Genomic DNA, 8,706 nt, shown 5'->3' with positions numbered 1-8,706 from the left:
CGAGCAGGAGCTTGTCGAGCTCGGCGCGCACGCGCTCCGCGGTGATCCGGTCGATCTCCGGCGCCATCGCGGACATCGATTCGAGAACGCGCGGCGCGAGGTCGAAGCCGAGCTGCGAGACGAAGCGCGCGGCGCGGAGCATGCGCAGTGGGTCGTCGCCGAAGGAGACCTCGGGCGGCGAGGGCGTGTCGAGGACCCGTCCGACGAGCGCTTCGAGCCCGCCGAGCGGATCGCAGAACTCCGTCTCGCCGTCGGGGAGCAGCCGGATCGCCATGGCGTTGACCGTGAAATCGCGGCGCACGAGATCGCCCTCGAGCGTGTCGCCGAACTCCACCGTGGGATTGCGTGTGACGCCGTCGTAACTGTCCGCCCGGAAGGTGGTGATCTCGACCTGCCATTCGGAATCGGCACCTGCGCCGTCATCCACGGGGTCCGAACCCGAATCCGAAACCGAGCCCGAGCCCGCTCCGGAACCCGCAGCGTCGACGGGCGCGACGGCCGGAACAGCTGCGGAGATGGTCCCGAAGGCGATGCCGGTGTCCCACACCGCGCGCGCCAGGGGGCGGAGGATCTCGGCGATCCGATCGGGGCGGGCGTCGGTGGTGAAATCGAGGTCGGACACTGGCGTGCCGAGCAGCGCGTCCCGCACGCTGCCGCCGACCAGGTACAGCGAATGGCCCCGCGCGGCGAAGGCGTCCGCGAGCGGGGCGAGCGTCGGCCGCAGGGCATGGAGTCTGCTCTGTGCGGCGGCGAGGAGCTCGAGTTGCTGGCCGGGGGAAGTCATCGCCAGAACTTTACCGCGCCGCTCCGGGCCGTTCGACCGAGCTCTGGGCGGGGCGATCGGCCGCGCGATGGACCTGTCGACGGGCGACGCGATCGGCGGGACTATAGGAGAGGCGATAGCCCGGGCGACCGGCCGCGCGTCCGGCCCGGATTCCAGGCGGGCGGCACGCCGGGTGCGGGGCCGTCGGCGAGCTCGCGCAATCAAGCCGACGATTCCCTGATATCCGGGGGTCGTCGGATACCCTGGATTGGTGAATGATTTCGAACGTCAATCGGCGAGTGCGTCTTCACGCTCCGGCCGACGGCGTTCCCGGCGCGCTGCCGGACCCGCGGGGCACCACCCGTCGCCGACGTCCGGGGCGAACCCCGGAAACGCACAGGTAGGACCCAAGGGCGGCGCAGCGCGAACCCAGCCCGCCGAGGGGGCGCGCCCTTCGGCGCGCGGCCCCCAGGCAAAGGCCGCGGGCCACGGCGGAGGAGCCGGATCGGGCTCGAATTCCGGGGCGCACCGCTCCGGCGACGTCCCCGGCCACGGCCCCTCCGAGGGCCGCTCACGGCGGCGGCGTCGTCGCGGCCGCGGAGGCTCGGGCCGAGGCGCAGGCAACGGCGGCGGTGCCGCTGCGGCCGCGGGCTCGCCGACGCTCGGCGACGGGGATGGGTCCGGGACGTCGCGGCGAGGCGCGGGCGGGGGAGACGTCTCTTCTGCGCGCGGTGGGCAACAACGCACCGAGAAGAACAACGAGAAGAACGGCGGCGGGCCCGCCGAACAGGGCAACACGCAGGGCGGCACCCAGGGCGCCGGCCGCGGACAGGTACGCGCGAAGAGCGGCAAGAAGTCCCGTGGCAAGGGCACTCGCGCCGGACAGGGCGGTCGCTCCCAGGGCAATCGCACGCAGGGCGCGCGGAACAAGCAGGCGCGCTCGGGCAACGTCGCCGGGGCCCGGCCCACGGCGCGCAAGAAGCCGATCCGCAGCGCGCACCCGCCGCTGCGCACCGTCCGCGAGACCTCCGCTGGCGGTCTCGTCGTGCGCGGGCTTCGAGAGCTCGCTGAGGCCACCGCGGCCGCGGAGAAGCAGGGCACGGAGGTCGACGTCATGTCGGTCGACGCGCTCGAGGTCGCGCTCATCGGCCGGCTTGACCGGCGCGGCCGCATGTTGTGGTCGATGCCCAAGGGGCACGTCGAGGGCGAGGAGACCAACGCCGAGACCGCGCGCCGCGAGATCCTCGAAGAGACCGGCGCCAACGGCACGATCCTCGCCGAGCTCGGCAGCATCGAATACTGGTTCGTCGCCGAGGGCAAGCGCATCCACAAGAGGGTGCATCACCACGTCGTCCGCTACGACGACGGCGAACTCTGCGACGAGGACCCGGAGATCACGGAGGTCGCGTGGGTGCCGCTGCGGCAGCTGCCCACGCGCCTGGCCTATACCGACGAGCGTCGACTCATCGACAAGGCGCTGACGCTGTTGCCCGACCTCGCCACCGCGGAGGTCGCCGGCCGCAACCCCGAGGCGCGACCGGCAGAGCCGATCGACCCGGCGCGCCGTCAGGCCGATCGGGAGCGGATCGAGGCGCGGAAGGCGCGCGAGAAAGCCGCTGACGCCGCACGCCGCGATTCCCGCGAGGACCGCGGCGGCGAGAACAGGTCCGGCGAAGGCGGGCGTCCTCGGCAGCGCGGCGCGCAGGGCCAGCGCGGTCCGGCGGGACAGGGCGGCCAGGGCGGCCAGGGCGGTCCGGGTGCCTCAGGGGATGGCCGCGGCCGCTCGCGGTCCCGGCGGGGTCGCGGCGGCCGCCGGCGCGGCAACCGCGGCGGCGCCGGCCGGAACAACGGCAATGCCACTGGCAACAACGGCAATGCCCAGTTAGACAACGCCCCGCGCACCTCCGGCTCCGGTAACTCCGGCGTGAGCAGCTCCGCCCCCGGCAACAACGGCCCGGGCAATTCCGGCTCGGGCAGCACCGGCGGCGCAGCCACCTCCGACCGCACCACCAGGGACAGCGGCCGGTGACGCGGCGCGGGACGCGCGTGGGTGTGAGCCTGGTGTGCACCGCCGGGCTCGCGCTCACGCCGCTCGCCGCCCTCCCCGGGTCCGCTTTCGCGCAGGTGCCGGCAGGGGAAGGGGAGAGTTCCGCGTTCGCCCAGGCGGCGCCGGCGGTCGAAGACCCCGCCCAGGAAAACGCCGCCGGTGGCGACCCGGGCAACCCACCCGCTAGTGCCCCCGGCCCCGCACCCGCCGCGGACCCCGACTCATCCCTCCTCGCCGAGGGCTCCTCGACGGCCCGTGCCACAGCCGCGCCCGGCGCTCCCGACCCGGCGACCTCGCTCGAGCTCGGCCTCGTGCCGAACCCCGCCCCGCGATTCGCGCGCGTCGCGATCGACAAGATCACCCCCCAAGTCGCCGACGGCGCACCGGGTTCCGACGCCGTGGACGGGATCCCGCTGGTCACGGTCTCGGGGACCATTACGAACTCCACGGATCAGGCGATCAGCGACGTCTCCGTCCGGCTCCAGCGCGGCGAGGGCACCTCCGACACCTCGGCCGTCCGCAGCCAGCTCTCCGCCTCGACTGCGGCGTTCGGCGTCGCCGGTCCGGAGCACGTACTCGACGGCACCATCGCCCCAGGCGAGTCCATGGATTTCGAGATCTCCCTCCCGTTGGCCGCTGTCCGCGGACCGTCCCTGCAGATCGATACCCCGGGGGTCTACCCGCTGCTCGCCTCCGCCCAGGGCACCGTCGAGGGGCAGGGCGCGGTCGCACTCGATTCAGCGCGCACGCTCCTTCCCGTGCTGCCGAGCGCGCTGCGCCTCGTGCCCGGCTACGCGGATTCCCCCGCGGGCCGCGCGGAGCTCGGAACCGATGGCTCCTCGCAAGCGCCGGCGAAGAGCCCGGTCTCGGAGCTCACGATCGTCTACCCGCTGTCCGCGAACCCGACCCGCCGAGCGGTTCGCCCCGGCCTCGACGGGCCCTCGCCGACCGTGCACCTCACGGACGATTCGCTTCTCGGCGAGCTCGCCGCAGGCGGCAGGCTCAGTGGCCTCCTCGACGCCCTCGAGGGCGCGGAGTCCGAGCAGCCGGAGCTCAAAGACGCGGTGTGCCTCGCGATCGATCCCGAGCTCCTGCGTACGGTCGACGACATCGCCTCCGGCCAGCGCGTCGTCGTCGACGGCGCGGACGAGGCCCGTGAGATCACCGACGCCAAGGAGACCGCTTCCAGCTGGCTCGACCGGCTCCGGGCGATGGCCGGGAACCACTGCACCGTAGCGCTCCCGCCGGCGAGCGCCGACATCGACGCCGTCGCCGCCACCGGCTCCACCGCACTCGCCGATGCCTTCGGCGCGGGCGCCCGGAGCGAGATCAACCGCGTACTCGGGGTCGCCGATCCCGTCGACGCGACGATCCCCACCAAGGGCACCATCGCGCAGAGCACCCTCGATTCCATGAAGCAGGCGAGCGAGCGCCCCGCGATTGTCGCGGCGTCCGGGCTGTGCACCCCGTCCGGGGGGATCCCGCGCTCCGGGACGCACCGGCTCGAAGGCTCCGGCCAGACCGCGCTGGCCTACGATCCGTACCTCGCCACGGCGCTCTCGGCCACGGGCGCCGTCCCGGAGAACCCGCGCTACTCCGACCCTGAACAGCGCTATTGGCTCGAGTCCGACTCCGCCGAGGCCCGCCTACAGGACGCGCGGTCCGCCGTCATCGCGCCTGTTCTCGCGGACATGGCCGACTCCCAGGCCGCCTCACAGACCGACTCGTCGACAGACGACTCGGGCGACACACCGGACGCCCCCGCCGAGCAGGGCCGCAAGGTGCTGCTCATGCCGCCGTCGGTGTGGACGCTGGATGACGCCGGAGTCCGCTCCATCCTCGACACCGCCTCTTCGCAGATCACGGCCGGTCACATGCGTCCCGTCGGCCTGGCTGAGGCGCTCGCGCAGCCTCCGGCCGGCGGTGTTGACCCCACAGGCCAGGACGCCGGGGACGGCGAATCCGGCGGCGAATCCGGCGACGGCGGCGGAGACAACGGCGCCGGCGCCGCTGCCGAGCCCGTCCGCTCGGACCCCGCGCGCCTCGGCCTCTCCATCACTCCTGACACCCTCGGCGACGATTCGGCCGAGGCCTCCGGGTACGTCGCGCCCACCGCTCCCGACGGATCGCCGATCCCCGATGCCGATCCCGGGGCAGTGGACATCGGAACGATCACGCGCGTGCGGCGCGCGATGAGCAAAGTCGACGTGATCCGCCGTCTCGTCGACACCTCCGATCCCACCGCGAATTCGGCCGACGCCTTTATCGACCCGCTCCGCAGCGAAGCGCTCCGCGCCCTGTCGACAACGTTCCGGCGCGCCGGCGGTGACGGCTCGATCCGGGCCGTCGGCCTCGACGCGGGCGATCCCGCCGCCGGACCCGACACCGGGCGCCTCGCCCGGGACGCCGGGGTGGGTTCCGCGCGCCGCCTCGAGAGCGCGGCCGACGAGTCCATTGCCGCCGTCACGCTGATCCCGCCGGGCGCCGTCTACACGATGGCCTCGCCGAACTCGCCGTTGCTCCTCGTCGCGCGCAACGAGCTGCCCTTCCCCGTGCGTGTCGCGCTGCGTGTGGACACCCCGCCGGGCATGGAGGTGCAGGACCCGGGCCTCATCTCGGTGCCGGCCTCCGGTTCGCGGACCATGCAGCTGCCCGCGGAGTCGACCGAATCCGGAACGCGCACGGGGATCACCATCGCCCTCGAAAGCGCCGACGGCTACGCTCTCTCCGATCCCGTCGACGTCGAGGTGCAGACCGGGGGCTCCCGGCTCGCGTGGATCTTCGCGCTCGTCGCGGGGCTCCTCGCGCTGTTGCTCATGGCGCGCCGCTACGTCACGGTGCGCCGCGGCAAGGCAAGCGAGGGAGACGCCGAGACCGCGGCGCCCGGGGGCGAGCAGGATAGCGGCCCGGAGCCGGACCCCAGGCCCGGCCCTGGGTCCGAGCGCGGCCCCGAGCCCGACGACGGCGCCGACAACGGCGACGAACACGACAACCCATCCGACCGGCAGAGCCCGCAAGATTGGAGATCCAGGTGAGCGACGCTCCACGCAGACCCGATTTCGGCATGCGCGGAAGGCGGATGGAGGCGGGCGGCTCCGTGGTCCGGACCGCAGCTGCCCCGCCGCCCGTCTCGGAGGCCTCGTTCTCCGAGCAGCAGATCATCGCCGCGCAGGCGGCGGCGCAGGCCACCGCGCTCGCCGAGGCCCGCGCCGCCGCCCCCGCCGCGCGGCGGGCGCGCGGCATCTCCGGGGATTCGGCACGTCCGTCGTCACAGGCGCACATGCCACGCGAGGGGCACGAGCTCGGGCACGAGCACTCCCGCGATCCGAACGCACCCGCACCTGCCGCCACACCCGGCGCCGCCGCCGGTTCGGCGGAGCGGGCCGGAGGATCGTCGGGCCTCCTCGGCGCGATCGGCTCGATGGCGATCGCGAACCTCATCTCGCGGATCACTGGCTTCGCCCGCATGGTGCTGCTCCTCGCCGCGCTCGGCGGGCCGGTCGCCTCGGCGTTCAACGCCGCGAACACGCTGCCGAACATGGTCACCGAACTCGTGCTCGGCTCCGTGCTCACCGGAATGTTCATGCCCCTGCTCGCACGCGCGCAACGCGAGGACACCGACGGCGGCGTCGGGTTCATCCGCCGCCTGCTCACGGTAGCCGCGACGGCGGCGCTCGTCATCACGGTCGCGGCCGTCGCTGCGGCGCCGCTGCTCACGCGCATCAATCTCGGCGAGGGGCAGGTCAACACTTCGCTCGCCGTGGCCTTCGCCTACCTGTTGCTGCCGCAGATCTTCTTCTACGCCGTGTTCTCGGTGGCCCTCGCGGTGCTCAACAAGAACGAGGTGTTCAAGCCCGGCGCGTGGGCGCCCGTGTGGAACAACGTCATCGCCATCGCCACGCTCGTCGGCTACGTCGTCCTCGGCAGCCATATCGACGCCGACGAGCAGGTCAACGTGCTCTCGATACCGATCCTCCTGCTCGGTCTCGGCACCACCCTCGGCGTCGTCGTGCAGGCCGCGATCCTCATGCCGCCGCTGCGTCGCCTCGGCATCGGGCTGCGCCCGGAGTGGGGCATCGACTCGCGCATCCGGCAGTTCGCGCCGAGCGCCTTCGCCGGCTTCGTCTACGTGCTCGTCTCGCAGGTCGGCCTCGTGATCACCAACCACATTGGCAACTCCGCCGATGCGAGCGCCATCGCGATCTACACGAACAACTGGCTGCTCCTGCAGGTGCCGTACGGCATCCTCGGCGTCACGCTGCTCACGGCGATCAACCCGCGCCTCGCCGACAACGGCACCGCGGGCCGCGACAAGGAGGTCGTCGCCGACATCTCGCTCGGCACCCGCCTCTCGATCGCAGGTCTGTTGCCAATCGTCTCGCTCATGACGGCGTTCGGTCCCGTCATCGCGTCCGCACTGTTCGCGTACGGCCGTTTCGGCGCCGGGGACGCAGGCATCCTCGGCCAGACGCTCTCGGCCTCGGCGTTCACGATCATTCCCTACGCGATCGTGCTGCTGCAGCAGCGCGTGTTCTACGCCCGCGAAGACTATTGGACGCCGAACATCGTCATCGCCGTGGTGACGGTCATCCGCATCGTCGTCTCTCTCATGGCACCGGCCCTGGCCTCGGACCCGCGCGACGTGGTGATGATCCTCGCCCTCGCCAACGGCCTCGGCTGGATCGTCGGCGCCGTGGTGGGCTATGCGCTTCTGCGCCGCGCCCTCGGCTCGCTGAGCGGGGGAGAGGTACTCCGGTCCTCCGGCTGGGTGCTGCTCGCCTCCGTGCTCGGTTGCGCCGTCGCCGTCGGCGCCGACTGGCTCCTGCACCTCTCCGCGCTCGCCGGGGCGATCGGGCCCGCCGGCGACATCGTGCGCATGGCGATCCTCACGCCCATCGCATTCGCCGTGATCATCGCGGTGCTCATGCGTTCAGGGCTGCCCGAACTGCGGCCGCTCACGCAGCGGATTTCGGCGCTGCGCGGACGGATCGGCAGGCGGTAGCGCTCGCCGAAAGTTTCCCGGGGCAATCGGCCGCCGAAGTTTCTCGCGATCTTGCGCCTCTCCTCCGCGAGTGCAGAGGGTGCTTGCGTATCCTTGAACGGGCTCGTGCCGTGGCACCGAGAGGGTCCCGGGCTCAGCGCCCTGTGGAGCCTCGCGGGACGCGCGGCGCGCGGAGAACCAAGCGGTGAGCGGGAGCAATCAGTGGCAAGCGAAGTAGGCAACACCGGCGGCGAAAAGAACACGCCGACGCCGGAGCTCGGCCCGGGGAGCATGGTGGCCGGCGGCCGCTATCGCCTCGTCGCGCCCCACGGTGGTGCCGAGGGATTGCAATACTGGGAGGCGCGGGATACGCGCCTGGGTAGGCCCGTCGCGCTCGTTTTCGTCGATTCGGCTCCGGCCGCTGCGCCAGAGGCCGGTTCGGGCTCGGCAGCAGGCGGATCGCCGCAGGCGGCGGCTTCTTTTTCGGCTTCTTCTTCGGCTGCATCCTCGTCCAAGTCATCGAGCTCAGCCTCGACACCGTCCAGCGCGTCCGGCGCCGCTTCGACGCGCGGCTCGATCTCCTCGGCCGCGCGCATCCTCGACGAGACCCTCACGCTGTCCTCGATGTGGGCGCCGGGAACCGTCGGCATCCTCGACATCATCCGCGGCAAGGGCGGCGGGATCATCGTCGCCGAATGGACCCCCGGGCGCTCGCTTGCCGCGGCCTATCGCGACGCCGGCGCTCATCCCGCGAAGGACGCGGAGTCCCTGCGCGCGCTGGCCGAGGCCGTCGCCCACGCACACGACCGCCGCCTCGTGCTCGGCATTCGCTCTCCCGATCAGCTCCGGGTCACAGACGACGGCCTGGCCGTCCTCGCCTTCCCCGGGATCACCGCGAGCGCCTCGCGCGAGGAG

At 72.6% G+C, this 8,706-nt stretch carries 3 protein-coding genes and 2 pseudogenes; 4 read left to right on the top strand and 1 reads right to left on the bottom strand.

Translation table 11 applies throughout. The features are described 5' to 3' along the window. Positions 1-784: pseudogene (locus V7E05_RS09575) on the bottom strand (hypothetical protein); the annotation flags it as partial. Positions 785-1,034: 250 nt separating this feature from the next. Here V7E05_RS09575 and V7E05_RS09570 point away from each other — a divergent pair. The 4 genes and pseudogenes from V7E05_RS09570 to V7E05_RS09555 form a co-directional block, all read left to right on the top strand. Further along, entirely contained in the window at positions 1,035-2,792 is a 1,758-nt protein-coding gene (locus tag V7E05_RS09570; RefSeq protein ID WP_333619430.1) for an NUDIX hydrolase, read from the top strand. Between the two features lie 17 nt (positions 2,793-2,809). After that, the gene (locus V7E05_RS09565; RefSeq protein ID WP_333619429.1) at positions 2,810-5,845 is read left to right on the top strand and encodes a hypothetical protein; all 3,036 of its coding nucleotides are present in this window, start codon (positions 2,810-2,812) and stop codon (positions 5,843-5,845) included. Continuing rightward, complete coding sequence (gene murJ, locus V7E05_RS09560) at positions 5,842-7,812, top strand: murein biosynthesis integral membrane protein MurJ (RefSeq protein ID WP_333619428.1); 1,971 nt, start codon at positions 5,842-5,844, stop codon at positions 7,810-7,812. Before V7E05_RS09565 ends, murJ begins: the two co-directional genes overlap by 4 nt. A gap of 201 nt (positions 7,813-8,013) precedes the next feature. Next, a pseudogene (locus V7E05_RS09555) lies at positions 8,014-8,706 on the top strand (hypothetical protein); the annotation flags it as partial.

It is taken from the genome of Dietzia sp. (assembly GCF_036741115.1).
Classification (GTDB): domain Bacteria; phylum Actinomycetota; class Actinomycetes; order Mycobacteriales; family Mycobacteriaceae; genus Dietzia.
This window is presented reverse-complemented; position numbering and strand designations above follow the sequence as displayed.